At 52.8% G+C, this 26407-nt stretch carries 24 protein-coding genes; 14 read left to right on the top strand and 10 right to left on the bottom strand.

Features of this window, described 5'->3' with window-relative positions; all coding sequences use genetic code 11:
* Positions 1-130: 130 nt before the first annotated feature.
* The 3 genes from ACO0LD_RS23155 to ACO0LD_RS23145 all read right to left on the bottom strand — a co-directional run bounded on the left by ACO0LD_RS23155 (position 131) and on the right by ACO0LD_RS23145 (position 2660).
* Positions 131-820: a tetratricopeptide repeat protein gene (locus tag ACO0LD_RS23155; protein WP_423010535.1), complete on the bottom strand. Its 690-nt coding sequence runs from the start codon at positions 818-820 to the stop codon at positions 131-133.
* Positions 821-1182: 362 nt separating this feature from the next.
* Complete coding sequence (locus ACO0LD_RS23150; RefSeq protein ID WP_423010534.1) at positions 1183-1653, bottom strand: cache domain-containing protein; 471 nt, start codon at positions 1651-1653, stop codon at positions 1183-1185.
* 242 nt (positions 1654-1895) lie between these two features.
* On the bottom strand, positions 1896-2660 hold the full coding sequence (locus tag ACO0LD_RS23145) for a creatininase family protein (protein ID WP_423010533.1): 765 nt from the start codon (positions 2658-2660) through the stop codon (positions 1896-1898).
* A gap of 467 nt (positions 2661-3127) precedes the next feature.
* Between ACO0LD_RS23145 and ACO0LD_RS23140 the strand changes: the two genes are divergently transcribed.
* Positions 3128-3481 carry a DUF1428 domain-containing protein gene (locus ACO0LD_RS23140; protein ID WP_423010532.1) on the top strand — a complete coding sequence of 118 codons (354 nt, stop codon included), beginning with the start codon at positions 3128-3130 and terminating at the stop codon, positions 3479-3481.
* A 226-nt stretch (positions 3482-3707) separates the two neighbouring features.
* Here the strand turns inward: ACO0LD_RS23140 and ACO0LD_RS23135 are convergent, their stop codons facing one another.
* Positions 3708-4634, bottom strand: coding sequence for a LysR family transcriptional regulator (locus tag ACO0LD_RS23135; RefSeq protein ID WP_423010531.1), 927 nt, complete (start codon positions 4632-4634; stop codon positions 3708-3710).
* Positions 4635-4756: 122 nt separating this feature from the next.
* Between ACO0LD_RS23135 and ACO0LD_RS23130 the strand changes: the two genes are divergently transcribed.
* The 3 genes from ACO0LD_RS23130 to ACO0LD_RS23120 all read left to right on the top strand — a co-directional run bounded on the left by ACO0LD_RS23130 (position 4757) and on the right by ACO0LD_RS23120 (position 6767).
* Positions 4757-5497 (top strand): SDR family oxidoreductase, encoded by a 741-nt coding sequence (locus tag ACO0LD_RS23130; protein WP_423010530.1) that lies wholly within the window; start codon positions 4757-4759, stop codon positions 5495-5497.
* Between the two features lie 21 nt (positions 5498-5518).
* The gene (locus tag ACO0LD_RS23125) at positions 5519-5731 is read left to right on the top strand and encodes a tautomerase family protein (RefSeq protein ID WP_423010529.1); all 213 of its coding nucleotides are present in this window, start codon (positions 5519-5521) and stop codon (positions 5729-5731) included.
* 331 nt (positions 5732-6062) lie between these two features.
* Positions 6063-6767 (top strand): glutamine amidotransferase, encoded by a 705-nt coding sequence (locus ACO0LD_RS23120; RefSeq protein WP_423010528.1) that lies wholly within the window; start codon positions 6063-6065, stop codon positions 6765-6767.
* A 49-nt stretch (positions 6768-6816) separates the two neighbouring features.
* Here ACO0LD_RS23120 and ACO0LD_RS23115 read toward each other — a convergent pair whose 3' ends face one another.
* Positions 6817-7731 carry a LysR family transcriptional regulator gene (locus ACO0LD_RS23115; protein ID WP_423010527.1) on the bottom strand — a complete coding sequence of 305 codons (915 nt, stop codon included), beginning with the start codon at positions 7729-7731 and terminating at the stop codon, positions 6817-6819.
* Positions 7732-7921: 190 nt separating this feature from the next.
* Here ACO0LD_RS23115 and ACO0LD_RS23110 point away from each other — a divergent pair, with 190 nt between their 5' ends.
* Together ACO0LD_RS23110 and ACO0LD_RS23105 are read left to right on the top strand one after the other, a co-directional pair.
* Positions 7922-8785 carry an MBL fold metallo-hydrolase gene (locus ACO0LD_RS23110; RefSeq protein ID WP_423010526.1) on the top strand — a complete coding sequence of 288 codons (864 nt, stop codon included), beginning with the start codon at positions 7922-7924 and terminating at the stop codon, positions 8783-8785.
* A gap of 85 nt (positions 8786-8870) precedes the next feature.
* Positions 8871-9260 (top strand): nuclear transport factor 2 family protein, encoded by a 390-nt coding sequence (locus tag ACO0LD_RS23105; RefSeq protein WP_423010525.1) that lies wholly within the window; start codon positions 8871-8873, stop codon positions 9258-9260.
* A 6-nt stretch (positions 9261-9266) separates the two neighbouring features.
* On the opposite strand, the gene ACO0LD_RS23100 is transcribed toward ACO0LD_RS23105, so the two are convergent.
* Positions 9267-10133, bottom strand: coding sequence for a LysR family transcriptional regulator (locus tag ACO0LD_RS23100; RefSeq protein WP_423010524.1), 867 nt, complete (start codon positions 10131-10133; stop codon positions 9267-9269).
* A 96-nt stretch (positions 10134-10229) separates the two neighbouring features.
* On the opposite strand from ACO0LD_RS23100, the gene ACO0LD_RS23095 reads away from it, so the two are divergent.
* Positions 10230-11147, top strand: a complete 918-nt coding sequence (locus ACO0LD_RS23095) for a DMT family transporter (RefSeq protein WP_423010523.1) — start codon at positions 10230-10232, stop codon at positions 11145-11147.
* Between the two features lie 3 nt (positions 11148-11150).
* On the opposite strand, the gene ACO0LD_RS23090 is transcribed toward ACO0LD_RS23095, so the two are convergent.
* Entirely contained in the window at positions 11151-11879 is a 729-nt protein-coding gene (locus ACO0LD_RS23090) for a metallophosphoesterase family protein (protein WP_423010522.1), read from the bottom strand.
* Between the two features lie 142 nt (positions 11880-12021).
* On the opposite strand from ACO0LD_RS23090, the gene ACO0LD_RS23085 reads away from it, so the two are divergent.
* The 4 genes from ACO0LD_RS23085 (at position 12022) to ACO0LD_RS23070 (ending at position 16347) form a co-directional block, all read left to right on the top strand.
* Positions 12022-12615: a hypothetical protein gene (locus tag ACO0LD_RS23085; protein ID WP_423010521.1), complete on the top strand. Its 594-nt coding sequence runs from the start codon at positions 12022-12024 to the stop codon at positions 12613-12615.
* Between the two features lie 355 nt (positions 12616-12970).
* On the top strand, positions 12971-13765 hold the full coding sequence (locus tag ACO0LD_RS23080) for a hypothetical protein (protein ID WP_423010520.1): 795 nt from the start codon (positions 12971-12973) through the stop codon (positions 13763-13765).
* A 145-nt stretch (positions 13766-13910) separates the two neighbouring features.
* Entirely contained in the window at positions 13911-15584 is a 1674-nt protein-coding gene (locus ACO0LD_RS23075; RefSeq protein ID WP_423010519.1) for a serine hydrolase, read from the top strand.
* A 178-nt stretch (positions 15585-15762) separates the two neighbouring features.
* Positions 15763-16347, top strand: coding sequence for a metal-dependent hydrolase (locus ACO0LD_RS23070; protein ID WP_423010518.1), 585 nt, complete (start codon positions 15763-15765; stop codon positions 16345-16347).
* A gap of 15 nt (positions 16348-16362) precedes the next feature.
* Here ACO0LD_RS23070 and ACO0LD_RS23065 read toward each other — a convergent pair whose 3' ends face one another.
* Complete coding sequence (locus tag ACO0LD_RS23065) at positions 16363-18597, bottom strand: molybdopterin cofactor-binding domain-containing protein (RefSeq protein ID WP_423010517.1); 2235 nt, start codon at positions 18595-18597, stop codon at positions 16363-16365.
* Between the two features lie 214 nt (positions 18598-18811).
* Between ACO0LD_RS23065 and ACO0LD_RS23060 the strand changes: the two genes are divergently transcribed.
* Both ACO0LD_RS23060 and ACO0LD_RS23055 read left to right on the top strand, forming a co-directional pair.
* Entirely contained in the window at positions 18812-21226 is a 2415-nt protein-coding gene (locus ACO0LD_RS23060) for a glycoside hydrolase family 2 TIM barrel-domain containing protein (RefSeq protein WP_423010516.1), read from the top strand.
* A gap of 51 nt (positions 21227-21277) precedes the next feature.
* Positions 21278-22264, top strand: coding sequence for a hypothetical protein (locus ACO0LD_RS23055; protein WP_423010515.1), 987 nt, complete (start codon positions 21278-21280; stop codon positions 22262-22264).
* 117 nt (positions 22265-22381) lie between these two features.
* On the opposite strand, the gene ACO0LD_RS23050 is transcribed toward ACO0LD_RS23055, so the two are convergent.
* The gene (locus ACO0LD_RS23050; protein WP_423010514.1) at positions 22382-23185 is read right to left on the bottom strand and encodes a sulfite exporter TauE/SafE family protein; all 804 of its coding nucleotides are present in this window, start codon (positions 23183-23185) and stop codon (positions 22382-22384) included.
* Positions 23186-23225: 40 nt separating this feature from the next.
* The gene (locus tag ACO0LD_RS23045) at positions 23226-23711 is read right to left on the bottom strand and encodes a GNAT family N-acetyltransferase (protein WP_423010513.1); all 486 of its coding nucleotides are present in this window, start codon (positions 23709-23711) and stop codon (positions 23226-23228) included.
* Positions 23712-24293: 582 nt separating this feature from the next.
* Here ACO0LD_RS23045 and ACO0LD_RS23040 point away from each other — a divergent pair.
* Positions 24294-26273, top strand: a complete 1980-nt coding sequence (locus ACO0LD_RS23040) for a glycosyl hydrolase family 18 protein (RefSeq protein ID WP_423010512.1) — start codon at positions 24294-24296, stop codon at positions 26271-26273.
* Positions 26274-26407: the final 134 nt, after the last annotated feature.

Below are 26407 nucleotides of genomic sequence, written 5' to 3'. Positions count from 1 at the left end.
ACGTGTCGATGGCTTTTCATTGAGTGTTAGCGTAATTTAATAATATCCAGTAGGGTGTGCCGCGCGCACCGTCTTCGATAAACAGCAATCGAATTTTAAAAATGGTGCACTGCGCACCCTGACAAGTCCATTACTTACGATCAGCAAAAGCTTTGTTGAGGCGTTTGACCAGATGGCTGTTCATGGACTTGGTGTCTTTACTCCAGTGCTTCATGTTTTGCTGGATTTCTGCGTATTGCTGGTCGGCGATACCTTGCTCGCCCGTCTGCAAGGCCCAGATCGCATATTCAACACGGGTGTCCATACTGCCAAAGCGGGCTACGGCATCGGCAAAGGTGGTACCTGCTTCTTGCTGGCGGCTGGCAGCTACATAGGCCCTGCCAAGCAACAGAGCCTGCTGTTCTGGTCTGTGATTGGGTTGGTCTTTGCGTACTGCTTCCAGCAAAGTAATGGCTTCAGCAGCCTGGCCATGCAATATCTTTGCTTCGGCGGCATTCATGCGGATGACCGCATCACTGGCAAAAGGCCCTTGCAGGCAGATATCAAACTGTTGCACAGCCTGGGCAGTATCGCCTGCATCCAGATAGGCATTCGCCAGGCGCATCTGGTTTTGTGCTGTGGGTACCAGGTCAAAGGCTTGCTGTGCTTCACGCAGTTCGCGGCCAGGATTCAAGCTTTTGGCGGCTGCTATCACCGTCTTGCGCATGCCGCGCTCCAGACGTGATTCAGGCAAGAATACCGCAAAGAAATACACTACGCTGCCCAGCAAGGGGAACATGAATAAAATCATCAGCCAGTACATCTCGCGTTTGTTGCGCATTGCGTGCACCGCAAAAAATAAGGCGATGAGAAAATGAAAACCTGCTCCGATATATGGCATAAAAATAATGGTAAAAATAGAAGGAAAATATATCCCGTGCATCTGGATATGTGCAGCCAAGGCGCGTGCGGTCAGATGGAACAGAGAGGTAAAAAAACACGAAAATCAGGCCGTGGCTTAAGCCGGGCCATATTTTACCATTAGACAGCGTGGGGATTTGATTACCATGACTGGTCGCGCCGTAAATATCACGACCAGTCTGGCAGCAGGAAGCTTGATAATGCAAATGCGACAAATGCGACACAAATGCAATACAGAACAAAAGCAGGACAGCGGTAAGGTAAAAAAGGTGTTATTGCCTTTTATTTATAAATGCCGCAAGCAAAATAAATCTCGTCTACCCGTTCTACATAGGTACTTTTTTGTTCCAGCGCCTTGGTCACGGGATTTGGCCACTTGTAATCTACCCAGCCCTTGCCTTCTTTGCTGCCCGCCACTTCATTGATTTTCTTGACGAAGAAAACGCCATCGCCATCGCGCAATTCACCGAGTGGTTTGCCCAATAATTTGGGGTTGCCGCCATGCGCCAGGGTGACGCCACCGGGTTTGACAGTACCGGCAAACACATATAAATCCTTGTAGATGAATTGCCCCTTGGGGTCGTTCACCGCAGCATAGGTTTTTTCAGGGCCATTGGCTTTATAGTAGACGATGACTTTCTTGATCATGTCTATCGCTTCTTGTGCGGTGGCATGTTCAGCAGCAAAAGCGTTACCCTGGGCAAGCAGGGACAGGGATAAAGCTACAAGGATGCTTTTGAAAAAATGTCTCATGATGTCTCCGGTATGTGTTTTTATGTAGAACGCATTTCACCCTGTTGAGTGCATGCATTCCAGGTGACTAAACGCTTAACAACGAACCCAGAGTAGGCTTTGCAGGCAGGTTTTGCAATGCAAAGACCACACTTTTTCCATCAGCATTTTGCCACGAGGAAAACAATACCAGATTTCCGTACGGAAATGTTGATGATTTTTTCAGCAGCTTTGTGAATAAGTGTGACGGCTATCAGTGGCTATCAGGCAGGTTTTTGTTCCGCACTAAATACCTTGATGTCACTCAATAATCCCGCTATTGCTGTGTCTATGATCTGCTGCCCCAGCTCTATCGTCGCCAGGCTGGAATCGGCTCCAATGCGGCCATCCGGGAAACGGGCACGGTAATCAAGCGCATCGAGGATAGGGCCGGTCGGCGGGATTTTTGGCGTCAGTTCTACCTGACGTACCTGATCCGGGTAGGCAGCATAGGTGACCGCGATTTCTGACGGTGTCGCATGCGAACCATGGCCAATCGGGAACATTTCATGACATAGCGGCGCAACGCCAGGCAAATCCCACCAGTTTTTCAGCTTCAGCGTCAGCGGGCAGGTTTTGTTGTTGTACGAGTAGTGCGAATAAATTTGCGAGAAAGCTGCTTCGATGGTGGCGATATTGCCACCGTGGCCGTTCAAAAAATAAATGTGGTCAAAACCATGGCGCGCCAGTGACAAAACCCAGTCCTCAATCGCTGCCATGAAGGTCGAAGGTCGTAAAGAAATCGTACCCGCAAACCCCAGGTGATGCTGCGCCATGCCAATGTTGAAAGTCGGTGCCACCATCAGGGCCTGGGCGTTTTGTTGGGCGATTTTTTCGGCAGCTGTGGCGATGATCTCAGGGCACATCCAGTCCGTACCCAGCAAGCCCATGGGACCATGTTGCTCATTCGAGCCTATGGGGATGATGACGGTTTTGGAGTCAGCCAGAAATGCCGTGATTTCGGGCCAGGTGGAGTAGGCGAGACGCATGGGGTTGCTTTCAAATCGGGGTGGGCAGTGGTGCTGCTGATTCGTCCGATGTGGGCTTGGTACGGACGACAAAATTCGCAGCCATCATCTTGCCGCAAATTTTGAAAATCACCAAATTTTTTTATCTCACGTCTCATCGCGGAGCTTGCGAAGGGATATAGGTTTAAGGAATCAATAATCAGGATTCAGGATTAAGGAATCAGCAGGATTAGTATGGTGCTAGTTTAGTGCAAGTACAGTACTTGCACCAGAGTGCTCTGGTGCAAGCTTAAGTTGATGTTTTTTAAGGTAAATTTCGTAAATAGTTATATGACCTGATGCAAAAATAAACTTTACCTTGTTCAAAAAATGTAGACTAAAATTCAGCCACAGCAGCAAGTGAGCTCGTGCATTTTGTCGCTGCGTATGGCCCTTGAATCCACCAGCTTTATTCTTTCATCCAGCCTCGCCAAATCAGGAGTCTTACCATGAAATATGTCGATGGATTTGTACTCGCAGTGCCCAATGCCAACCGTGAAGCCTACCGCGTGTATTCAGAAAAAACTTCACCGGTTTTCAAGGAATACGGTGTGCTCAGCATCGTCGAATGCTGGGGTGATGATGTGCCACCCGGCAAGCTGACCTCCTTCCCGCTGGCCGTGCAATGCAAGGAAGATGAAACCGTGGTGTTTTCCTGGATGACCTGGCCCTCCAAAGAAGTGCGCAATACCGCATGGGAAAAAGTCATGGCAGACCCGCGCCTCAGTTCAGAAAACAATCCCATGCCTTGTGATGGCAAGCGCATGATTTATGGTGGTTTTGAGGTGATGGTGGAATTGTGATTTGTTGATGGATGTCGGATGAAAAATATGTCCGGCATAGACAACGTAGGTTGGGCTACGCTTCATCAGCCCAACACTCGGCCTCGAAATAACGTATACATTGATTAAACGCCCAGTGTTGGGCTGATAAGGCGTAGCCCAACCTACGGGGTATTGAGACCCGGCCCAACCTACGAGATTTGATAGTGCTTAGTACATCCCCAAAATACCGATTCTTGCACAACCCTCATCCTACCTTACCTTCAAGCGGCAAGACCCCAAATTTCTCCTCATACAAACTCACCAGCCAATCCACAAATACCCGAACGCGTGGTGATAGCTGGCGGCGGTAGGGGTAGAGTGCGGTAACTGGCAAGGGCGGGCTTTGCCAGTCGGCCAGCACTTCTACCAGGCGGCCATCGCGCAAGGCGTCGGCGATATGAAAGCGAGGCAGTTGTATCAGGCCGCAGCCGCTCTCAGCGCAGGTGACATAGTTCTCGGCATCGTTGACTGAGACCCAGCCGCCGACATCAAATTCCTTTATCTGAGCATCGATGTTCAGCACGATGGGGTAGTCAATCACCGTCGTGCTGGAAAAGAACCTGACAACCTGGTGCAGCATCAAATCATCCGGGTGATGCGGTGTGCCAAATTTCGCCAGATAGGCAGGGCTGGCGCAAATCACTTGCGGCATCAGCGCCAGACGGCGCGCGACCAAAGTTGAGTCTCGCGGGTTGCCGCCACGCACGACGCAATCGACACCTTCACGCACCAGATCCACCAGGCGATCACCACTGCTGACCACCAGGTCTATGCCGGGATAACGCTGGCGAAACTCTTGTATGCGCGGCAGCACCACTTGTGTTGCATGCGTGCCGTGCATATCCACCCGCAAGACCCCGCGCGGATTGGCGGCCACATGCCGCATGGATGCCTCTGCATCATCAAGTTCACTGATGATATGCACGCAACGTTCATAAAAGGCCTGGCCGTCCAGCGTGGTGCGTACCTGGCGCGTGGTGCGCTCGAGCAGGCGCGTTCCCAGGCGTGTTTCCAGTTGCTTGATGGCATGGGTGGCGCTGGCTCTGGGGATGTCCAGCATATCCGCCGCCCGGCTGAAACTGCCGGTTTCAACGATGCGGGTGAATAGCTGCAGGGTATCGAGGCGGTCCATGATTGTTGAGCTGTGTTGAATTATGTTCTGAGTTTATCAGTATTTATCTTGCTGGGTTGAATGGTTAAAGTGTGTCCCATGCAGACATATCGGTCTGGATGATCTTCACCAAGGAGAGAAACATGAGTAAAGATATAACTAAAACTGCCATCGTCACCGGTGGCTCGCGTGGCATAGGCCAGGCCATTTCCCTGCGTCTGGCGGCTGACGGCTTTGCTGTTGTTGTCAATTACGCAGGCAATGTCGCCAAGGCGCAAGAAACCGTCAGCGCCATACAGGCTGCCGGGGGCAAGGCGATCGCGGTGCAGGGCGATGTCAGCAAGCCTGAGGAGGTGGCGCAATTGTTTGCAACAGCTAAAGAGGTATTTGGGCGCATAGACGTGGTTGTCAACAGCGCTGGTAGCATGACCATGACTACGATTAACGGCAGCAATCTGGATGCTTTTGACAAGATCATCGCCACCAATTTGCGCGGTGCCTTTTTGGTATTGGCGCAGGCTGCGCAACATGTAGAAAAAGGGGGCCGCATCATCGCCTTGTCGACCAGCGTGATCGCCAAATCCTTTCCTGCCTATGGTCCGTATATTGCCAGCAAGGCAGGGGTAGAAGGCCTGGTACATGTGCTGGCCAATGAAATGCGCGGGCGCGAGATCACAGTCAATGCCATCGCCCCTGGCCCGGTAGGCACAGAGATGTTCTTCCATGGCAAAACGGAGGAACAGATCAGCAACATCGCCAAAATGGCACCGATGGAACGCATAGGCACACCTGTCGAGATTGCTTCTGCCGTCGCCTTCCTGGCTGGCCCTGACGGTGCCTGGGTTAATTCGCAAGTCTTGCGTGTTAACGGCGGTTTCGCCTAATTTATTTTAAAGGAAATAATCATGCCATTTGCTAATTTCAAATTCCCTGAAGGCATCATTGATGCCAGCTGTAAAGAAGAAATCATTCACCGTACCACCGCCATGTTTGTCGAGTATTTTGGCGAAGGCGTGCGGCCTTATACCATGGTGCTGGTCGAAGAAGTTGCCGATGGTGGCTGGGGGAGGGCGGACGAGACCTTGACGCTGGAGAAAATGGGGATGAAGGGGAAGTAAGGGGAAACCGTAGGTTGGGCTACGCTTCATCAGCCCAACACTGGGCCTGGGATTACATACGTAAGGGAGTACGAAGTTGCGTATAGCTGGGCTTTTTAAGAAATTGAGGCGTACGTTATTTATACGCCCAGTGTTGGGCTGATACCCCGTAGCCCAACCTACGAATTTTCTCTCACCCAGATTCATCAATATGGCACAGTGCGTTTTGAATTTTCCAAATTCAAGACTATATTGTTTATTGTACTCGCGCCAACTTGTACGGGCAGATATCCAAAGTGCAAGTTGCAATACAGTTGGTACAATCCAAGCATGGCCATATTGAGGAAGCAACATGAAAACCGCCCTGATCATCCACCATGTAGCTTTTGAAGATGCAGGCAGTTTTCTCGCTTTGCTGAAAGAGCAGGATTTTGCCATTCAGGAAGTCAATGCATGTACCCAGGGCTGGGCCGCGCTCGACCCGCTGGCAGCCGATGTCTGCATCGTGCTGGGTGGCCCCATCGGGGCCTATGAAGATGATAATTACCCCTTCTTGCGACAAGAGCTTCACTTTCTGCAGCAGCGCCTGCAGGCAGATTTACCCACGCTGGGCATTTGCCTGGGCGCGCAAGTGATGGCGCGGGCGCTTGGGGCCAGTGTCTATCCTGCGGCTACTAAAGAGATAGGCTGGTTTCCTCTCACGATGACGAACGAAGGCAAGGACACGCCAGTGCGGCATTTTGATGCGCGGCATTGCAATATGTTCCACTGGCATGGCGATACCTTTGATTTGCCGCAGGGCGCGCAATTGCTGGCATCAAGCGAGGCTTGCCAGAACCAGGCATATAGCTGGGGCAAGCATGGGCTGGCATTTCAATGCCACCCTGAAGTCACGGCAGCAGGGCTGGAAGCCTGGTATGTTGGTCATGCCTATGAAATGGCACATGAGAAATTATCGGTAACGCAGATGCGCCAGCAGGCCGCTGCCCATGCGCTGGATCTGGCACATCAGGCGCGCTTGTTCTTTACCGAATGGCTGAGAGTGTGCGAGGTATGATGCTGGTTTCACAGAGCATCACCGTCCACATTTTTTGCTGCCCAGTCACTTACCAAGGTTGGCTGGCAAATTCTACTACCAAAAAATCCAGCAAGGCACGCACCGCAGGCGACAAGTGGCGACGTGAAGGGAAGAGGGCGTAGATAGTCATAGGCGGTGCAGTCCATTCCGGCAAGATGATTTGCAAATCACCTTTGTCCAGGTGGTCAGCCATCAGATAAGTCGGCAGCAGGGTGATGCCTGAGCCAGCCAACACCGCCTGCAATAATACGGTTGCATCATTGGCACTGAAATGGCTGGCGATATCGATTTGTACGCTCTCATCCTGACGCGCATTCCCACGCTCATTCCCACGCACAAAGCGCCAGGTATTACGGCCATAATTGGCATGGCTTAAACAGCGATGCGCAGGCAGGTCTTGTGGATGCGCAGGCAAACCCGCTTGCCGCACATACGCAGGTGCCGCCACCAGTACAGAATCACAGATAGCCAGTGGCCGCGCTATCAAGAGCGGATCAGGCTCGCTGCTGATGCGTATCGCCAGGTCTATGCGCGCCTCTACCAGGTTGACCGTGCCGTCACCGACATGCAAATCGATCTTCAGCAAGGGATGCAGCGCCAGGAACTTGCTGATGACACGGGCCAGGTGACCAAAGGCAAATGAAGTACTGCAAGTCAGGCGCAATTGCCCGCGCAATTCTGCATCATCGCTGCGGGTTTCTTCTTCTATGTTGTCCATCAGCGCCAGCATTTGCTGGCTGCGGCGCAGGCATTGTTCACCTGCATCTGTCAGCGTCACGCTACGCGTGGTTCTTTGCAGCAGGCGGGCATTGAGCCAGCTTTCCAGTTCACTCACATAACGCGTCACCATGGCGCGTGACATGTCCAGCTTGTCTGCCGTGGCACTAAAGCTGCCACTGGTCGCCACTTCGCAAAACACCCGCATCGCTGTCAGCCTATCCATGATTTTTCCACAATCCGATCTCTATTTGCTCAATTTATGAAACAGTTATGTGCATTTTAACGTGTTTATCTGGCTAAAAAATGAAATTACACTACAAGCACTGAATCGATAAAGGTTCATCAACTGATACTTAACTCATACTTAACTGATACTTAGCTGACACTTAGCCAATACCCACCTGGAGCCCACCATGCTGCGCACGACCATCTTAGCCACTACCCTCGCTGTCACTTTCGCCTCTGCCGAGGCAGCTACGCCATTGCAAGTCAAAGTCTATAACGCTGACGGCAATAGCTTCAATGTCAATTCCACCCTGGTCTATGGCGAAAAAGAAGCCATGGTCATCGATGCCGGTTTCACCCGTGCTGATGCCTTGCGCATTGCCGCCAATGTGCTCGACAGTGGCAAGCAACTCAAAACCATCCTGGTCAGCCAGGCTGATCCTGATTATTATTTTGGTGTAGAAGCCCTGAAAGAAATCTTCCCGCAGGCCGATGTAGTCGCTACACCAGCCGTGCTGGAAAAACTGACAGCCAAAGTTGCAGGAAAAGTCGCTTTCTGGGGCCCAAAAATGGGTGCGAATGCACCACGCACACCAGTCTTGCCAAAAGCCTTGAGCGGCAATAGCCTGACCGTCGATGGCCAAGTGGTCGAATTGCGCGGCAACCAGGGTTTGCTGGCACACCGCCCTTACTTCTGGATTCCATCTATCAAGGCCATCGTCGGCAACATAGGCGTATTTGGTAACTTGCATGTGTGGACAGCAGACACCCAAACCGCAGCAGAACGCAGCGCCTGGGTAGCGCAACTCGATGAAATGGCTGCCCTGCAACCTAAAATCGTCGTGCCTGGTCATATGAAGTCTGGCACTGCGATTGATATCAGCGCCATTACTTATACCAAGGCATATCTGCTGTCATTTGAGAAAAATGCAGCGTCTACCAAGACCGGTGCCGAGCTGATTGAGGCCATGAAAAAAGCCTATCCTGATGCGCCACCTGGCTTGTCTCTGGATATCGGTGCCAAGGTAAATAAGGGCGAGATGAAGTGGTGAGTTTGCGTAAATTAATTCACTAGACAGCCTCTAAGCATGGCGAACTATGGTTTGCCATGCTGCTAACATGTAAAGCGATAAGAAAATGACCAACCTGGACATCATCAAAAGCACTTATGAAGGCAAGACCTCGGAAGAAAACGGCAAGAACCTCCAGCGCTATCTGGCTACAGACGCCCGTTGGACAGAAGCACAAGGCTTCCCCTATGCGGGCACTTACACAGGCTTTGCCGACATAGAAAAAAATGTCTTCTACCGCCTCGCCACAGAATGGATAGACTACAAATTCACCGTAGAAGATTACGTCGCCAGCGGCGACAAGGTCGTGGCATATGGTACTTACAGCGGCACGCACAAGGCGAGCCAGAAATCCTTCACCGCCAGAGTTGCCCATCTATGGCAATTAAAGGACGACAAGATCATCCGCTTTGAGCAGTTTGTTGATAGCCTCACCGTTGTCGAGGCAATGACCTAATACGCACTACACTCCATGTCTCGCGCTTAGCGCCTGCATAATCTCATTCGCCAGACACTCCGCCGCAGGCGAATTATTCTTCCTCCCCTTGATGAGTACGATATCCAGTGGCTCTACGGGTTTCAAGCCTTCCGCCTTACCTAGCCTCACCAGGTGTGCGGGGACACTGCATTCGGCCAGCGCAGCAATCGCCAGGCCTGCTTCTACCATCGCCAGTATGCCCAGCAGGCTGGGACTGCTATAGGTGGAGTAATAAGACAGGCCGCTTTTTTCCAGTGCAGCCAGGGTATGCGCGCGGGCGACGCAGCCTTTTTCATACAAGGCTATCGGCAGCGGGGTTTTCTTCCAGGCGGCATGTTTTTCTGCACCCACCCAGACCATGGATTCACGGCGTATGAAGGCACCGTCCAGGTCTTCATCGCGGGTGACAAAAGCCAGGTCGATCACGCCTTTCTTCAGCAAGGGTTTCAGCAAGACACTCTGCAGGCACACCAGTTCTATTTCGACACCAGTGAATCTTTTTGAAAACCTCTCCAGCACGGCTGGCAGTAGCGAGGACACATAATCATCCGGTGAACCCAGCACCACCTTGCCCACCACCTCTTGCGTGCGCAAGGCGTTTAGTGCTGCCTGTTCGGTCTGCAGTAACTGGCGCGCATAGGGCAGCAAGGTTTCACCTGCCAGCGTCAGGGCGATGCGCCGGGTATGTCGTTCAAAAAGGGGCTGGCCCAGGCTGGATTCAAGCTTGCTGATCTGCATGCTGACTGCCGCCTGAGACCTGTGCACGGCTTCTGCCGCGCTGGCAAAGCTCAGGCGTTCTGCCGCCAGCACAAAGGTGCGTAACTGGCTGAGGTTTAATTCAGGGAAGTTCATGGTTCATATTTTCGAAAGTATGACTTCAATTTAATCAGCTTGTCTGATGCATGGACAAAATCCATGATAGCGCAATAGTCAACCAGAGAGCAAAACATGTCTGCGCCATCAGCCATCATTCCTTATCACCGTAGCGCCACCCTGGCTTACATCGCCGCCATGCTGATGCTGGCGACCCTCGGTATATTTATTCATGAAGCTGGCCTGGATGCAGTGACCACCGTATTCTTTCGCTGTCTGTTTGCAGCCATCGCGCTGGCACTGTATTGCGCTTACAAAGGCATGTTTGTCGCTGTCAACTTCTCCCGCAAGAACCTGGGGTTGGCAGTGTTTGGTGGCGTGCTCATGGTGGTGAACTGGGTCACTTTTTTTGCTGCGATACAGCGCATAGGCATTTCTGTTACCACCATCGTCTTTCATGTCCAGCCCTTCATTGTCTTGCTGCTGGGAGCAGTGTTGTTCCGGGAAAAAATCGCTGCCAATAAACTGACCTGGATATGTCTGGGATTTGCTGGTCTGGTGCTGGCCTGCGGCTTGCAAATAGGTGGCATGCAAATAAATGAGCAATACCTGACAGGTTTGCTGCTGACACTGACAGGAGCTTGCGCCTATGCGGGCGTCACCCTGACCACGCGCGCCATGCGCAATATGCCAGCACATTTGATTGCATTGATCCACTGCATGGTCGGTCTGGTCTTGCTGGCGAGTCTGGTCACCTTGCCTGCCAATGGCATACAGATGCAGCAATGGGCCTGGCTTGTTGGTCTGGGTCTGATGCCCACTGCGCTGGCCTATGTATTGATTTACGGTGCATTGCCCAAGATGCCAACCAGCGCCATTGCCGTGTTGACCTTTATCTATCCTGCGACGGCAGTTGGTGTGGATTATCTGGTGTATGGGCAGCGCATCAGTCCGGCACAAATGGCTGGGCTGATGTTGATCGTGCTGGCCAGTCTGGGCGTCAATTTGAACTGGTCGTGGTACGCAGTCAGGCAAAAGCTGGCTGCTTTGTAAAATTCAGCGCCGGTGCAGCGTCGCCCAAGGCACTTCATGATCATGCTTGCCCGCCACGATGACATTGCCCTCAATATCCGTCACTCCGCATAAGCCCACACCATGGGCTGTGAAGCCCAGGCGTTCCTGATGCTTGCTGTAGTCAATGCGGTCGTGATGATGTCCATGAAAAGTGCGGCTCACGCGCATGCCGCGTGCCAGTTCATCGATGGCAGCAAAGCCATGTGGGTGAGCGCTGGGGGCTTCATGCGTCACCAGGATGTCGGCGCGCTGGCTGGCGAGGTAATTGTAGTCAGTGGGGAAGATGGAGCTATAGTGCTTGCGCGGCAAGCCATCGCGCCAGCGGTTTTCCTTGCCTGCCTTCTGCGTGTATTCTCTTTGCGTCTGAAATTTCTTGGCACCCGGCGGCATCCAGATATGACCGCGAAACACTCCGCCCAGGCCGGCGATGCGGTAACCGGCAATCTCTGCCACGCGCCCATGCAGATTGCGGCCAGCCAGGGCTGAGCCAAACAGGTGGTCATAGTCAGCATCTGTATCGGTGTCGTGGTTGCCGTGGATATACCAGACTTCTGTCAGGTCCACGATGGCCGCCAGTTCCACTTCCAGCGGCTGCCTGGCTTGCAAATCACCCAGAAAGACAATGGCGGCAGGGCGCTTTTCCAGCACGGCATCAATTACATGCTGGAAATTGCCGTGGGTGTCGCCGCAAAAATAAATAGCTTGCATCATACATAGTGCATTAAAAATAGGGGCGCATGAAAGATGGCACCGCGTGAGTTCAGATGCAAAGAATATACCTGAGAAACAAATTCAAATAAGATGTAAGCCTTAAATATTTTTTGAAATATTCAACTTGTAGAAAAAGGCATGTATGTTTTCATGGAAATGGCTATTCGCAGCAATCATCCTGATCTTTGCTGTTCAACACTGGCGCAACCGGCCCTTGCCTGTGCCGCCGGGCAGCATTGCCCCCAATGAACCTGTGCAAACCATGCTGAGTTCTGGCAAGACTTACGATCAAAACAATTACAAGCTGACCGCACTGGCAGACTTTACGGTAGAGGCACGGGTCTTGTCCAAGCAGACCTATTCATCAGACCGCGAAGCTGATCTTGCCCCCGTTGACCTGGCGCTGGGCTGGGGGGCTATGTCAGATACTGCGGTGCTGGATCAATTGTCGATAGGGCAGAGCAACCGCTTCTATTTTTATCGCTGGGAAAAAGAACCGCCGCGTCCACCCACGGAAATCGCTACCCACAGTGCCAACATGCACTTGATACCGACCACCCCGGCGCTGGAAAAAATCATGAAAGACGTGCGCGTTGGCCAGGTCGTCAAGATACGCGGCCAGCTGGTTGAGGCCAAGGCGGCAGATGGCTGGCACTGGCGTTCATCCCTGACACGGGACGACACCGGGGCAGGTGCCTGTGAATTGATCAGGGTCGAAGCGATCGAGGTCAAGTGAGTTCGCTATGAGTTCTCTGTGAATTCGCGTGAGTTGGCAATGAGTAATAAATTTACAAATTAGTGCTGTCATGCAGTGCCTGGAGGGTGAAAACGCAGTACTTTGTCCAAAAATATAGCACTAAGCACTAAAAGTGACGACACTTTGAAATATTAATTTGCTTGCACTACCTTTCCTTGCCCAGTTCAAGGCTTTGTGGAGGATGCAAGCATAGACTGATGAGCACGAACATATTCGCTCTTGCTCAGCAGAATAATAATTCAAGGAAATGCTCATTATGCCTGTTGCGTCTGCTTTTACATCCGCTCCTACATCTACTCTTACATCTACTCTTACTCCCTCAAGATATCTTGCCATGCTCACAATCTTGCTGGCATCGGCGACTGCGTTTTCTGGTGAGGCCCATGCCCAGGCAAATACGCCAGCCAGCGCACCTGCAAGTTCGCCAGTAAGCATACCTGCCAGCTTATCTGCCAGCGCCTCCGCCAGTTCATCGGCAACGAGCACCGAAGAGCTACAAAGTGTAGAAGTCAAAGCCATCAGAGATCCCGCCATCATGCCCTATAAAGTGGCGTATGAACTGATGTCCAAAGTGCGTGCTGCAAGCAAGGACAAAGTACAAATCTTGATACGCATTACCTCGGCCAAATCCCACGCACCGGTACCCGGCCTGAATATTTACCTCGACGGTAAAAACACCCATCAACAACTGGACATATCCGCAACCGGCTTCATCAATGTCCCACTGGATCAAGCGGCCTATGCCGATGGTGCCGAGTTTGTGACCAACCAGAAAAAAGGCTCGATGGAAGTCAATATCCTGCTCTTGCCCAAGCTGCCGCAAGATGTCTTCAAATATGCAGACATCAGCGAGAGTATCGAAGCCGCCCAACTGGCCATCAAAGAACTCGTGCCCTGGTATTTGCGCCTGTTCATGCCTTCAGTGAGTGGCATAGGGATTTGTTATGCTGAGCAAAACCAGACTGTGCTGGTGAAAGGTAGTGAAGAGCAACATCTGCCAGCAAATAGCGATGCTACTGATCCTTTGAAAAACAAAGTCCATTGCGCCAGATTTGCAGCCAAGGACGCCGCCAAAGAAAAGGGCAACCTGATCATGCCAGCGACTGGCTGGCAGGCGATTTATATGTAAAGTTTATATGTAGAACTCATTTCATAAACACGGATGAAATGAGTTCTGGACCCTGCGTCTAGTACTGGAATAACATGCTCTTTAGATAATTTGATGATTCATGTAATATACCGCTGGTCATTCATTTAGCCTTTCGGGATTACACATGAAAATATCTTCAGCCCTGCTTGCAGTATGCGGCTTCATTATTCTGGGGCCGGTAGCTGCAGCAGATGACACCGCGACATCCGTACAAAAAATTGCCAGCGCCCGCGTCAGCAGTGGTGGCATTCCTGGGCTGGTAGTAGCGACCATCAACGGGCAAGAGCAAAAGGTGCAGGGCTTTGGCTTGGTGTCGAATGGCAAATCGCCAGCACATCTGCCAGATGCCAGCACTGTCTTTGAAATTGGCTCTGTCAGCAAAACCTTTACCGCATTATTGCTGGCAGATATGCAGGTGCAGGGCCAGGTCAAACTTGACGATGCCGTGGCAACTTTGCTGCCGACATACACTATCCCGCAATATCAGGGGCGCGCCATCACCTTATTGGATCTGGCCAGCCAGACCTCAGCCTTGCCGCGTTTGCCTGCCAATCTCATGCCCAAACAGCCTGATAATCCCTATGCCGATTACACAGAAAATAATCTGCGCGACTTCTTGCGTGGCTATCAACTGACGCGCGCACCTGGCGCGAAGTATGAATATTCCAACCTGGGCTTTGGCTTGCTCGGCCAGGCTCTGTCTACACGTGCAGGCAAGTCCTATGCAGAACTGGTGCAAGAACGCATAGCCAAGCCTTTAGGCATGGCAGACACCGGTATCGCCCTGACTACCACCATGCAAGGCAATCTGGCGACAGGTCATGACGGGCAGGGCAAGCCTGCCGCCAACTGGGATATGCCCACCCTGGCCGGTGCAGGTGCGCTGCGCTCCAGTGCGCAAGACATGTTGCGTTATTTGCAGGCACACATGCACAGCAAGGACGTCAAAGTACCCGCAGGTTTGCAACTGGTACAGCAGCCACAACGCCCGACGGGCATGCCGGGTTTGCAGATAGGCCTGGCCTGGCATGTGCAAAGCGTGCGCGGTCAAACCGTGGTCTGGCATAACGGCATGACAGGTGGCTATGCGTCCTTCGTCGGCTTCACTGCTGATGGCCAGCGCGGTGTCGTGGTACTGGCAAATGCCAGTGTCAGCGTTGACGACATAGGTATGACAGCCTTGTTGCCAGCAGCACCGGAGAGCGAAGTCAGCAAAGCCAAAGACATCCGCCTGACGAGCAAGGAATTGGCAGAATACGCAGGCCGTTATCAACTCGCACCAGGTGCCATCCTCAACATCAGCGCCGGGCCAGATGGTTTGCTGGCGCAATTGACAGGTCAGCCACAGGCAGCAGTATTCCCGCGCAAGAAAGATGAATTCTTTTACAAAGTAGTCGAAGCCAGCCTGCAGTTTGAACGCGACGCCAATGGCAAGGTACAGTCACTGACCCTGAACCAAAACGGCCACGCCTCACCCGCAGCCCGCGTAGGCGACGCTACCCCCGAAGCCGCCAAGCGCACAGAAATACAAATCCCGGCTGAACAGCTCAAGCAATATGCAGGCAGCTACACCCTGGCACCCGGCTTCAAACTCATCATCAGCGAAAAGGCCGGACAACTGTACGCGCAGGCCACAGGCCAGGGCGGCAATCCTGTTTTTGCCGAGGCAAAAGACAAATTCTTTTTAAAAATCGTCGATGCCCAACTGAGTTTCCAGCGTAACGCAGATGGCAAGATCAGCGGCCTGGTCTTGCATCAAAATGGCCGCGATATGCCGGGGCCGCGTGATGCTGATTGATTCTGATCTACCTCATGCCTATTTTTGTCATGCCTATTCTTGAATTGACATTTTTTTGAAAATTTGAAGTGTGAGCAATCCTCCAGGTTCTTACACTTCACACCCAGCGCACACTCATTTCACATTGCCAGGCTAAGCTGGTGCATCTTCACTAGCTGCCATTTGGCCACGTTTACCGATGTCTTCTTTGCTGGCCCATGTCGCCGTTGGCCTGACGCTGTATTGTTGTCGCAAGGGTCAGTTGCCACGACTGCATGTCAGCATGGCATTGCCGGTCTTGCTGGCGATTGCACCTGACTTTGATTATTTTGGTATCTGGTTTTTTCATTTGCGCTATGAACAGCGTTTCACGCATTCGCTGTTATTTTGTCTGATGACAAGCAGCGTCGCTTACTACCTTGTACGTCGCATGGGGTGGCAATCCTATGCTATTCCGGGTTTTTGGATTTTGCTGCTGGCTGCATGCTCGCATCTCTTGCTTGATATGCTGGTGGGGCGGGCTTTGCCTTTGTTGTGGCCTTTCTTGACGACTGAGTTTTTCTTGCACCTGGCTGTATTACCAGGGGCCTCACACACCGGGCTTAACACTTATGCGTTCTGGCGCAATCTGATCATTGAAGCTTGCCTGCTTTTGCCCATGCTTGCCATGCTCATCGTTTTTGTACAAAGAAAATCTTTGCGACAGCATGTGCCCGAGGTTTTGCTGGTGCTGGCAATGTGGTCGGGTATGCTGTGCGTTAGCAATAGCCTGACGATGGCCTGAATTACCGCGCCGTCATCAGGTAAAACTAAAGCCCGCTTTGGACAAGGGTAATACGCGCACGTGTTTCCCTTTCATCGCTGCGGCGATGGCGTTGCATAAGGCCGGAGCGATCGATGGTACTGCTGGTTCGCCTGCCCCGGCGGGGGATTCTTCGCTGTCGATGACGATGATTTCTGCTGGAGGCAATTCATGCAGGCGCAGTACCTGGTAGTCAGAAAAGTTTTCTTGTTCCACCGCGCCATCCTTGACGGTGATTTCACCCTTCATCACTGCCGATAATCCCCACACCAGGCTGCCTTCAATCTGAGCCCTGAAGCCGGAAGGATCAACTACCAGGCCGCAGTCAGTGACGCAGACGATCTTGTGTATTTTTACCACGATTTTGGCTGCATTTTTTGCCGCGCTTTTGCTTGAGTTGTTTGCTGATTTTTGTACTGATTTTTCTACTGCGATGCTGATTTCAAATGCATGTGCAGTGTAAGCATGCGTATGGGTATAGACGCAGCAGGCAATGCCACGGTAGCGCCCTCGCGCAGCGGGTTTGCGCCAGCCTGCCGCATCGGCACAACGCAGCAACACGGTTTCCATGCGTCTGCGGTGTGTGGCTATTGCGCTGTCGTTGCCATACTGGCGCAACAGCATGAGCCGGTATTCCAGTGGATCGGCCTTGTTGAGCGCAGCCAGCTCATCGATGAAAGATTCCACCGCAAACACATTCTGGCTATACGAGATAGATCGCCACGAACCAACCGGGATGGGCGACTCTACCGGATAAAATCCACTTTGGTAATCTGCCACCGGATAAATCAAATCATTCGATGGGCCGCCATAGATATGCTGGGCCGAAGCGATGTTCCTGGCCGGAAAAGTGCTCACTGCCACTTGATGACGCCACGCCTGTATGCCAGATTGATCGGCCCTGGCTGATAGCCGGTGCAAGGTGGCTGGCCGGTAAAAACTGTTGCGCGTGTCGTCAGTCCGCGAAAATACCAGCTTGACGGGTTTGCCTATGGTTTTGGCTAATTGCATGGCTTCTGCCGCATTATCGATTTTTTCCTTGCGGCCAAATGCGCCACCCATGGGTAGCAGGTGGGCAAAGATGGCTGATTTATCGACTTCAAATGCTTTTGCCAGGGTGCTGGCAAAAAAGCCTGGTGCCTGAAAACCGCCCCAGATTTCATACTTGCCGTCCTGATAGCGGGCGATGCAATTGGGCGGCTCCATCGGTGCCTGGCTAAGGAAGGGTAATTCGTATTCGGCACTGAAACTGGCTTCGGGTGCTGCAATGTAGGCTTTGCTCTTGCCCTGATTATCGTAACTGAGGGCGGCTACGTCTTTCTGGATGGCGGCGCGCATCGCCAGTGATAGTTCTGCGCTACCAGGGTGGGCAAGGGCAGGGCCTGTGTCCCAATCCACCTTCAGCAAGGCCTGGCCTTTCAATGCCAGCCAGGTATTGCTGGCGACTATCGCTACGCCATTGCGGTTATCGCAGCCCGGCATTTGTTTGACTTCCAGCACTGCGATAATGCCAGCACCCAGTGCCCTGACTGCGCTGTCATCATAGCTGCGTACTGTGCCAAAAAATGTGGGTGAGCGAGCGATAGTGGCGAACAGCATGCCAGGCAGGCTGATGTCGATGCCAAAATGTTCTTGTCCATTCACCTTTTCTTCAGCGTGATAGCGCTTGATGGGTTTGACGTGTTTGCCTATGAGCATATAGTCACTACGTGGTTTATATGCCGGGTTGGCTGGCACCGGCAGTTTGCTGGCAGCTTCTAATAATGCGGCATAGGGCAAGACAGCGTTGTTATCCAGGTTGACGAGTGTGCTATTGCTGGTGGCGACTCTTTCGACAGGAATATTCCAGTGACTGGCTGCGGCACTGACCAGCATGGCACGCGCTGCGGCCCCCGCTTTGCGCAAGCTGCCCCAGCCACCTTTGACACTGGCACTGGCCCAGGTATTGTATTGCCCCGCGTTGGTGGCATCATAGGGCAGTGCTGCTATTTCTACTTTGTCGAAATCGGCATCGAGTTCTTCTGCCAGCAGCAAGGGCAGGGCAGTGCGCACGCCTTGCCCCATTTCCTGCTTTTGTACGAACAGTGTGATCTGTCCATCGGCAGCAATTCGTATCAGTGGCGAGGGGCGAAAGCCTGTATTCGCCTGTGCCAGGGCAGCAGGCAGTGTTTCTGACAACACCCATGCACCGGCGCTGAAGGAAGAGAGTTTAAGAAAGCTTCTGCGGTCCATGAATAGTGTTGCCTGAAGATAGTTCCGGCTCTGGGAGTGAGTTCAGGAATTATGCAGGCTTTGCTAAAAAATCCTGCTCAAGAAGATGATTTTTCAAAGTGCGCTGGCGTCCACCCCATGCGCCTGACTTACCATTGGCAGTCTGATTTACCCTGAACTTTAAGGTGATAGTCTGATGGTCCTGATTCGTATTGTTCTTCTATTCGCACTATGCATGTCAAGTGTTCTGAACACTGGCCAGGCATTTGCTGCTACCAGCACAAATACAGCGCGCACTGTGCAATTGCTGTCAGAAGGCTGGCGCTTCACGAAGGGCGATGCCAGTGGTGCAGAGCAGCCGGGCTTTGATGACAGCCAATGGCGTCGTATCACCGTGCCGCATGACTACAGTATAGAAGGGCCAGTGGCTCAAGATAATCCCTCTGGCCCAGCTGGCGGATTTTTCCCTGGCGGCGTGGGCTGGTACCGCCAGACCCTGCATATCGATACATTGAAGCCGGGGCGGCGTCACTTCATCGTCTTTGACGGCGTCATGGCGAATAGCGATGTCTGGATCAATGGTCAGCATCTGGGCAAGCGCCCGAATGGCTATGTCAGCTTCGTGCATGAACTGAGCAGCTACCTTAAACCTGGCGACAACATCATTGCCGTGCGCTGTGACAATGCCAATGAGCCTGCACTGCGCTGGTATCTGGGCGCAGGCATATACCGCCAGGTACGCCTGGTCAGCACGGGCGACACCCATATTGAACCCTGGGGCACGTTTGTCACCACACCCAGGGTGACGGACGACCAGGCCACCGTGCATGTCCGCAGCAGCATAGTCAGCCCCAGCGGCGGCAAACTGGCACTGCAGGTGCGCCTGCTTGATAGCAAAGGTGCGTTGCTGACGACGGTCAATACATCCGCAGTGCAAGCCAAAGCGGGCCAGACCCTGCATCTGGAAACTGATATAGAGCTTAGCAAACCTCAACGCTGGGATATTGACAGCCCGGTCTTGTACACCGCCGCAGTCAGCCTGCTGCGTGATGGCAAGGTCGTGGATAATGAAGATGTCGTGTTCGGTATCCGCAGTTTTGAATTTGATGCTGCCAAGGGTTTTTTCCTGAATGGTCGTGCCTTAAAAATTTACGGCGTTGGCCTGCATTCAGATGGTGGTGCTGTCGGTGCCGCAGTGCCGCTGGCAATCTGGAAGCGCCGCCTGACAGAATTGCGCAAACTGGACGTGAATGCTATCCGCACAGCACACAATGCCGTCGCACCAGAATTTCTTGATCTGTGCGACCGCATGGGTTTTATGGTCATGGATGAATTTTTTGATCAATGGACACTCGCCAAAGTGCCGCATGACTACAGCCAGTATTTCAAGGACTGGGCAGAGCGCGATACCGCAGACCTGGTCAAGCGTGACCGCAATCATGCCAGCATCGTCATCTATTCCATCGGCAATGAAATCCGCGATACCACACAGCCACAAATCGCATTTGAATGGGCCAGACGCCTGATCAGGGTACATCATGAAGTTGACCCTAGCCGCCCGGTGACGCAAGCCCTGTTCCGCCCCAATGTGACCAAGGATTACGACAACGGCTATGCTGACTTGCTGGATGTGGTGGGCCAGAATTACCGTGAAAAAGAAATCCTCGCCGCCCATGCACAAAAGCCCAGCCGCAAAATCCTAGGCACAGAAAACACCCACGAAGTGAATCAATGGACAGCAGTGCGCGACCACCCAGAATACGCCGGGCAATTCTTATGGACAGGCGTAGATTACCTGGGTGAGGCAGGTCGCTGGCCCACCATAGGCACAGGTTCTGGCTTGCTGCTGACCACCGGCCTGCAAAGACCACGCGCCTTCGAGCGCCTGTCATGGTGGTCAAGCGCGCCTATGGTAAAGATCGCCCGTCGCGTTGCCAATGTTGGGCAAAACGTGGTGGAACCTGTATTTGGCCCCGGCGCTGCCCCGGCAGACCAGCCTGCCCAGGCTGCAGCAACTGCCAGACCACGCTTCTCGCAGCCACTGGTGGCCGACTGGTCACCCGCCAACCGTGAACCGCATACCGAGACGCTGGAAATTTATACCAATGCAGATGAAGTTGAACTCAGCCTGAATGGCAAACCCGTGGCAACAGAAAAGCGCCATGCCGACGCCACACCCATCGTCATCAAATTGCCGTTTGCAAGCGGTAGCTTGAAGGCCATTGCCAAACGTGATGGCCAGGCCGTCGCTACGGATGAATTGCAAACAGCCGGGCCAGCCGCAAGCCTGCACCTGTTCGCCGATGCAATGGTGAGCCAGCACCTGGACGATGTCGCCCATGTCACCGTGACCCTGCTCGACGACAAGGGCGTGCGCATCCCCGACAACAATACCGTCGTCGAATTCTTGATTGAAGGCGAGGGCAAGCTCATCGCCGTCGATAATGGCAATCTGCAAGACCACGACCCTTATCACTCCAACCGCCGCAAACTGTATGACGGTAATGCAATGGCCATCCTGCGTGCCACAGCCAGCAGCGGCAAGATCACCGTGCGTGCGCGTGTGCCAGCCATGCCGGGTGTGCCCGAGAGTGTGGTGATCATTCCGGTGAAGCCAGCTGCTGCCTTGGTGCCCATGCGCAGTTTTTAAGTATGCACACTGAAGCGTAGCTTTTGGTTAAAAAACATGGAGAGACATCGCATGACACGCACCCCAATTCTGATCAAACTGCTGTCCCTCGCCACCCTCATGCTGGCCAGTGTTTGTCATGCGGTAGATGCACTGCCAGCCATGCCAGGCAAAGGCCTGGCGCAGCATGATTTTTTATATGCGGGTGAAGCCAGAACCCGCGACGTGTATATTGTCCGCGCTGGCAAAGTCGATTGGGAATTTCATGACACTTCAGTAGAAGGTGAGATCAGCGATGCCGTCATGGCATCCAGCGGCAATATCGTCATCGCACACCAGCATGGCGTCAAAGTCATAGACCAAAGCCGCGAGACTTTGTGGGCATATGCCGCCGAAGAAAAACACGAAATCCACACCGCACAATTCATCGGCAATGATAAAGTCATCTTCATACAGAGTGGCCCACGGCCACGCATCATGGTCGCCAATATCAAGATCAATAAAGTAGAACGAGAAATCGCCATCCCCGCTGGCAACCTTGCCAACACCCACGGCCAGTTGCGCCACGCACGCCTCACCAGCACAGGCACCTACCTGGTAGCGCAGATGGACATGAAACGCGCCGTAGAATTTGACAGCCAGGGCAAAGAAGTCTGGAGCCTGCCTTTCCCCGGCATCTGGTCAGCCAAACGCCTGGACAACGGCAACACCCTCATCACCGGCAAGACCGGCGTGTTTGAATACAACAACAAGGCAGAAATAGTATGGAGCCTGATACCGGAAGACCTGGCCGCCTACAAATACACCAGCTTCCAAATCGCCCAACGCCTGCCCAACGGCAACACCCTGCTGAACCACTGGGTCAACCAATGGAGTCCGACAGGTGCCAACATAGACCCCGCCACCGCACCAGCACAATTGCTGGAAGTGACACCGGATAAGAAAGTAGTGTGGGCACTGCACCAGTGGAAAGAGCCCAATCTCGGGCCATCAACTACGGTGCAGCTTTTGGATAAGGTGGGGAAAGCTGAGCAGGTTTATTTTGGGGATGTGCGTTGATGTCTTGGTGATTGGTTTTCTATGAGCAGCAGAATCGTCGTGACCGTGCATGCCAGTTAGACGGTAAGCCAAATTGCCAGCAAATCACGCTGGTTCACGGTTGCGTGCTCCTGTGCTTCATTGGGCGTGTTTGAAAGTCTTGATCGCAGAAATCAATAGTATGCCACCCAGTACACTAATTAACAGATGTGAAGGCACGATGCCCAGCAACAAACCACCTATGCCAGCACCGAGGATAGAGCCAGCTACCATCCAGCGGAACAAGCTGCTTTCCTTGCGCAAAATACCAAAGGCATTGGAATTACTGTAACGGGCGAAGCCAACTATCATGGTCGGGAAACTGACTGCCAGTGACAAGCTGCCCGCCAGCTTGATATCCAGCCCGTACAGCAGCACGATAGTAGGTATCAAGAGTTCGCCACCAGCCACACCCAGCAAGGCCGCTACCATGCCTATGCCAAACCCAGCGATTAATCCGGCAATGATGCGTGTCATGCCGGGTGCAATCAATGCAGTCGTCTTATCATGAAATCCAAAGAATGCTTCTGACAGCATGAGTATTGCTAACGCCACCAGCAGCACCATGATGATGCGGTTCAGCCAAACTTTAGACATGGTCAGTGCATGACCAGCAGCCCACCATGCACCAATCAGACTACCCGCCAGTAAATTCAGGATGACATCCCAGTGCTGACCGAGTTCTGTAATCGGAATTGACTTGATGCGAAAAGCAAAAGCAGTGGCTACCACGACCAGGCTCATTGCCTTGTTCAGTATCACCGCTTCCAGCGTGGGGAGGCGGAATAGCCCGACCAGTACCGGCAGGCGGAATTCCGCACCTCCCAGACCGATCAGCCCGCCCAAGGTGCCTATGAGTGAACCAGCCACAAATCCCTGGGTATCACGTTTGGATATCTGCATGTGCTTGTACTCTGTTTTGAATTTGTTATCTTGTCGCTGCTTATTTGCTGGTGGCTTCGCCGTGCAGCGTGAACCCATAGCGTGTCATCACTGCACGGGTGGGCTTGCTGCCCATGCAGTGCAACTTGCGCAGCATTTCATTTTTATAGGGCAAAAAACCAAGTTGGAGATACATCTGCGCACCATCTTCGGAGGTAGCCAGGCTGAATGTCTGGATGCCACGCTGCTCCCCCAATTCCAACAAGTTCTCAACGAGTGATCTGGCAATGCCCTGGCGACGCATGGCTGGCAACGTAAAGACGTTGACGATTCTGCCGCGATATGGATTTGGGTCGCCGCGTGTTGGCCCCCAATCCAGCATTGCCATGCCAGCGCCAGCGATGATTTCGCCATTGTTTTCGGCCAACAGTCCGATGTAACGACCATCAAGAATTGCCTGACTGAGCCAGTTTGCATAGGCGACTTTGTCGTCCTGGCTTTCTTGTTCGCCATAGTAGCGATGGCATGCGACAACGCTGGTATCCATAGACGTTACGCTGCGTGATGTCCAAGTGATCAATTGGCATCCATCCAGAAAGCGTATGTATGGAAAAGCCAATGCAGAGCTGGGAGCGAAATCATTCTGAGTTATCTATTAATGTTTTCCAGGAATTGTATCTTAACGCGGGCTTAGGTTTAAATGATCGTCTTGCTAATTAATTAGGGTATGCATCCATCATTTCAAATCCGCGCCATAATCGCTGAAAATATGCCTGCTGTCTTCTTGCCCAACGGGAAAACGGCTGTTCATCAAGGCAAATTTTTAAATAAATACTCTGTGTGCAGGCGTAATACCACTTTGGGTAATTGTAAGAATTGGTATTGTTATGGTATTTAATTTGTGAGGCTGATTTGATCGTCACGCCCCTCAGTTTTTCCTTTCCAAATCTCAGCTCTCTCAATTGGACTCTTCTTTTGTAACAATATTTTCTTTCCAAAAAAACCACTTGACCGCCTGATATTTAAGCAACATCTTTGTCGCAGGTTTCTGCTTGGAATGAAGCCTAAATCACGAAAATGACCCCGAACAATTGGGGCATTCGTTTATTTATACCTCAGGGGGAATAGGATGAGACAAAGAACTGGAAATCGCGTTAACCACCTAATGCTAGGCCTGGTCGGCAGTATGCTGGCGGCTTGCGGCGGTGGAAGTAGTACCAGCAGTTTGACAGACACACCCAAGACTGGCGCACATATGGCGATGCCGCCAGCACAGATGGGCGATAGCAGTTGCGCTGTATGGAGTAGCACGCAAGTTTATACACAAGGTAATTGTGTCACTTACCAAGGCGTAACGTATAAGGCCAAGTGGTGGACGCAAGGGAATGTCCCAGGTACAGAACAGTGGGGCCCCTGGGAAGTGAGCGCGGTCACCCCCACACCTACCCCAACTCCGACGCCAACCCCCACACCAACGCCGACTCCTACCCCAACACCCACGCCAACTCCCACACCTACGCCCACGCCTACACCAGCTTGCGCCCCCTATGTTGCGGGCACCAGCTATCTGGCAGGCAGCGTCGTCAGCAATGCGGGTGGGGTTTATCGTTGTGATGTGGCGGGCTGGTGCTCGACAGGCGCATCTGCCTATGAACCTGGTGTAGGTTGGGCCTGGAGTTCTGCATGGACTGCGGTAACGTCCAGCGCCTGCACAACGCCCACACCAACTCCAACTCCAACGCCGACACCAACTCCGACACCAACTCCGACACCAACTCCGACGCCGACTCCTACCCCAACGCCGACTCCTGTCGGTGGTCGTGAGGTCGGTTCGTATTTCGCGCAATGGGGCGTGTATGGCCGTGCCTATGAAGTGGCCGATATCCACACCACGCAGACGCCGGTGAATGGCGTGCAGACCAGCATTGCTGATCAACTGACCTTCATTAACTATGCCTTCGGCAATGTGTATGCCAAAAACGGTGGTTATGAATGCGATATGGTCACCAAGGCAGAGACGGGCAATAACAATCCGCCACCAGCCGATGCCGGTACCGGTGGCGATGCCTTTGCAGATTACCAGCGTCAGCCTGCACGCACCGTCGATGGAAAAACCATACCCTGGGACGCCAAGCTCACGGGTAATTTTGCGCAACTGAAATTGCTCAAGGCGGCACATCCGAACCTGAAGGTCTTCATCTCTCTCGGCGGTTGGACCTGGTCCAGGTATTTCTCAGCGGCGGCGAAAACTGATGCCCTGCGCAAGCAATTGGCGAGGTCTTGCGTCAAGCAATTTATCGCAGGTGATTTGCCTGTGCAGGATGGCCGTGGTGGCCCTGGTGCTGCGAAGGGTGTGTTTGACGGTATCGACATCGATTGGGAATACCCAGGCGGTGGCGGGCAGTCATACAATACCTTTGATACTGCCAATGACAAGCATAACTTCACTTTGTTGATGGCAGAGTTCCGCGCGCAACTTGATGCGCAAGGGGCTTTGGACAGCAAGCGTTATGCCTTGACTGCAGCAATTGGTGCGGGTACTGAAAAAATCGCCCAGACCGAGCCTTCGCTGTATAGCCAGTACATGGATTGGGTGAATGTCATGACCTATGACTTCCATGGCGGTTGGGAAAACACCACCAACTTCCATTCACCGCTGTACCATGACAGTGCAGACCCATCCACGGGTGTGCTTGCCAAGTACAATAGTGATGACGCCATCCAGGCTTTGGTCACTGCCGGCATGCCACGCAATAAAATCTTGCTGGGTATTCCGTTCTACGGACGCGGCTGGAAGAGCGTCAGTGCCGGGCCAAATGGAAACGGGCTGTATCAGGCAACAGGTGGGCCAGCCCCGGCCACCTATGAGGCAGGGATAGAAGACTACAAGGTCTTGAAAAACAAGACCGGTACGCGTACCCTGCACCCTGTGACCAAGCAACTGATGCTGTTGACCAATAATGGTGAATGGTGGAGTTACGATGATCCTGCAGTGATAGGTATCAAGATGAAGTATGTACGCGACCAGAACTTGCGTGGCGCATTTACCTGGGAGCTTGATGGCGATGCCAGCGGTGCCCTGGGTAGCGAAGTCTGGAAGGGACGTTAATCCTGGCTTGAAGTAAATGGCTGCGGATGTGATGATGTATAAAATCACATCCGCAGTTTTTTAGTGAGAGGAAAGTACATGAATGCACAACCCGGTTTGCATGCGCAGGCAAAACAAATAACGCAAGCAACGCA

Origin of the sequence: Undibacterium sp. Ji83W, from assembly GCF_049340385.1 — a bacterium.
In the GTDB taxonomy this organism is placed as follows: domain Bacteria; phylum Pseudomonadota; class Gammaproteobacteria; order Burkholderiales; family Burkholderiaceae_D; genus Undibacterium.
Note: the sequence above shows the minus strand (reverse complement) of the source record. Positions and strands in the feature narration are given on the sequence as shown.

Excerpts from the sequence above, each read along its gene's own strand:
- ACO0LD_RS23155 (WP_423010535.1), bottom strand. The coding sequence starts at position 820 with ATGCGCAACAAACGCGAGATGTACTGGCTGATGATTTTATTCATGTTC.
- ACO0LD_RS23150 (WP_423010534.1), bottom strand. The coding sequence starts at position 1,653 with ATGAGACATTTTTTCAAAAGCATCCTTGTAGCTTTATCCCTGTCCCTG.
- ACO0LD_RS23145 (WP_423010533.1), bottom strand. The coding sequence starts at position 2,660 with ATGCGTCTCGCCTACTCCACCTGGCCCGAAATCACGGCATTTCTGGCT.
- ACO0LD_RS23140 (WP_423010532.1), top strand. The coding sequence starts at position 3,128 with ATGAAATATGTCGATGGATTTGTACTCGCAGTGCCCAATGCCAACCGT.
- ACO0LD_RS23135 (WP_423010531.1), bottom strand. The coding sequence starts at position 4,634 with ATGGACCGCCTCGATACCCTGCAGCTATTCACCCGCATCGTTGAAACC.
- ACO0LD_RS23130 (WP_423010530.1), top strand. The coding sequence starts at position 4,757 with ATGAGTAAAGATATAACTAAAACTGCCATCGTCACCGGTGGCTCGCGT.
- ACO0LD_RS23125 (WP_423010529.1), top strand. The coding sequence starts at position 5,519 with ATGCCATTTGCTAATTTCAAATTCCCTGAAGGCATCATTGATGCCAGC.
- ACO0LD_RS23120 (WP_423010528.1), top strand. The coding sequence starts at position 6,063 with ATGAAAACCGCCCTGATCATCCACCATGTAGCTTTTGAAGATGCAGGC.
- ACO0LD_RS23115 (WP_423010527.1), bottom strand. The coding sequence starts at position 7,731 with ATGGATAGGCTGACAGCGATGCGGGTGTTTTGCGAAGTGGCGACCAGT.
- ACO0LD_RS23110 (WP_423010526.1), top strand. The coding sequence starts at position 7,922 with ATGCTGCGCACGACCATCTTAGCCACTACCCTCGCTGTCACTTTCGCC.
- ACO0LD_RS23105 (WP_423010525.1), top strand. The coding sequence starts at position 8,871 with ATGACCAACCTGGACATCATCAAAAGCACTTATGAAGGCAAGACCTCG.
- ACO0LD_RS23100 (WP_423010524.1), bottom strand. The coding sequence starts at position 10,133 with ATGAACTTCCCTGAATTAAACCTCAGCCAGTTACGCACCTTTGTGCTG.
- ACO0LD_RS23095 (WP_423010523.1), top strand. The coding sequence starts at position 10,230 with ATGTCTGCGCCATCAGCCATCATTCCTTATCACCGTAGCGCCACCCTG.
- ACO0LD_RS23090 (WP_423010522.1), bottom strand. The coding sequence starts at position 11,879 with ATGATGCAAGCTATTTATTTTTGCGGCGACACCCACGGCAATTTCCAG.
- ACO0LD_RS23085 (WP_423010521.1), top strand. The coding sequence starts at position 12,022 with ATGTTTTCATGGAAATGGCTATTCGCAGCAATCATCCTGATCTTTGCT.
- ACO0LD_RS23080 (WP_423010520.1), top strand. The coding sequence starts at position 12,971 with ATGCTCACAATCTTGCTGGCATCGGCGACTGCGTTTTCTGGTGAGGCC.
- ACO0LD_RS23075 (WP_423010519.1), top strand. The coding sequence starts at position 13,911 with ATGAAAATATCTTCAGCCCTGCTTGCAGTATGCGGCTTCATTATTCTG.
- ACO0LD_RS23070 (WP_423010518.1), top strand. The coding sequence starts at position 15,763 with ATGTCTTCTTTGCTGGCCCATGTCGCCGTTGGCCTGACGCTGTATTGT.
- ACO0LD_RS23065 (WP_423010517.1), bottom strand. The coding sequence starts at position 18,597 with ATGGACCGCAGAAGCTTTCTTAAACTCTCTTCCTTCAGCGCCGGTGCA.
- ACO0LD_RS23060 (WP_423010516.1), top strand. The coding sequence starts at position 18,812 with ATGTCAAGTGTTCTGAACACTGGCCAGGCATTTGCTGCTACCAGCACA.
- ACO0LD_RS23055 (WP_423010515.1), top strand. The coding sequence starts at position 21,278 with ATGACACGCACCCCAATTCTGATCAAACTGCTGTCCCTCGCCACCCTC.
- ACO0LD_RS23050 (WP_423010514.1), bottom strand. The coding sequence starts at position 23,185 with ATGCAGATATCCAAACGTGATACCCAGGGATTTGTGGCTGGTTCACTC.
- ACO0LD_RS23045 (WP_423010513.1), bottom strand. The coding sequence starts at position 23,711 with ATGGATACCAGCGTTGTCGCATGCCATCGCTACTATGGCGAACAAGAA.
- ACO0LD_RS23040 (WP_423010512.1), top strand. The coding sequence starts at position 24,294 with ATGAGACAAAGAACTGGAAATCGCGTTAACCACCTAATGCTAGGCCTG.